Here is a 1521-nt window from a genome sequence, read left to right as displayed (position 1 = left end):
GACAGTACGATGGTTTCTTTGACCTCTGCGCTCCACGTCTTTCGTTGCTTGCCCATGTACTTCCTCCAAATTCTTCAACCCTCGCATAGTTTGGGTCTCGTTTGGAAGAGATCACTGGAGCATTACCCCCAGGACTTAACTGATGTCTTTCAACTTCACCGCGATGAAGAGTCGGGCGATTTTTGTCGAATTAATGACAATGGTGATCGTGAAACGATATGCCATATACAAATTGATGAATCACGCATAGTGGTAGCCATAAAAGCTCAAGTCTTATATGCCTATCTACTTCTCAAAGAATCTGCCCTTATAAGGTTGTTTGATGTAACAAGGATAAAAAATGACGAGCTTTTCCCCTGGAACAACGTCATAAGAGAGGATATATCCCTACCTGAAGATAAAATTTATGCTCGCTTTATAGGCAATAAAGTGACACCAGGTGATATGACAGCAACGCGTGGTGCTCAGATTGTTGGAGTCGATCGGCGGTATGTATGGAGTCAAGCAAACCATGAGCTGATCCATGAACGAGACGATAAAGAGTTTTGCGACTTCATCGTCAAGGACTGGAAAAATGCCAAGGTAACAACATGTAGTTGTGCTCCTGAAGCGATGTCTTCATACTTTGAGCCCTCAAATGACAAACCATTTGAAACGTCTCCTGTCTTCTTCAAACCAGAAGTTTTAGATAAGTACAAGAATAACCCTGACCTCTACGAACTAAAGGATAGGCAAATCTACAAAATTGATGGCTGGAGCTCGAGAACTTATGACGTGAACGAAGAGGGCCAAGTTCATACTTACCTCTGTTATCTTGCTGGCTTGCCCTATAAGGAGCAAGTCTATTGGAAGTCCTTCAACGAAGCCCCGAAGGGTTCTATCAGCAGGAGGACTTATGAAACAGACTTTGAAGGTAAATGGTCGGAGCTTACCGACCCGGCAGAGGTGCTTAGACAACTACTTGAAAATGTAAGAATTGAGTTGCCACAGCTGTTTCCACGTCTAACTCTGCAAGATATTGCAAGGCTACACCGAGTGCTTACGGACAATCGTAAGCAGTGGGGTGACGCATTACTCCAGCTTGACCAGCTCGTAGTTGAATCGCTGGACAAAAAGCAGGTGAAAAAACTAGCTACAGCACACGACTGTTTTGACAAGCAGCTAGGCAGCATCAGACAGTTACAGGAAGTTATACATAAACTTGGTTACTCTAAAGATGATGTGGAAGCTTTTGCCGAGCTACACAGTTTACGTAGCAAGGTTGTCGGTCACAAACCGGGGACTGAAGCAGAGCGTATCGTTAGGCAACTCAGAAAACAACACCGTTCGTTTCCTATATACTTTGATGATCTTTTATCGCGTGTAAGCAAAGCTACGCAATTCTTGCTGGATCACAAAAGCGAGTTGACAGAAGCATAGTCTTGCCCTTGCCCTCCATTGACGCACCTCTGCTCTATGAGGCAACAGCAGAGATTGAGCATGAGCGAGCACAAGGTATACTGCACGTCGTGCACCTTGTCA

The 1521-nt window shown here is 44.6% G+C and carries 1 protein-coding gene; it reads left to right on the top strand.

The window, feature by feature from the left end:
* A partial coding sequence (locus tag AC2VE5_RS27370) for a hypothetical protein (protein ID WP_486890679.1) occupies nucleotides 1-1419 on the top strand: 1419 nt, incomplete at its 5' end.
* Between the last annotated feature and the right edge of the window lie 102 nt (nucleotides 1420-1521).

The organism is Aliterella sp. E5.1, assembly GCF_057473825.1.
The sequence above is the reverse complement of the archived record's forward strand: the minus strand, read 5'-3'. Positions and strand labels throughout refer to the sequence as shown.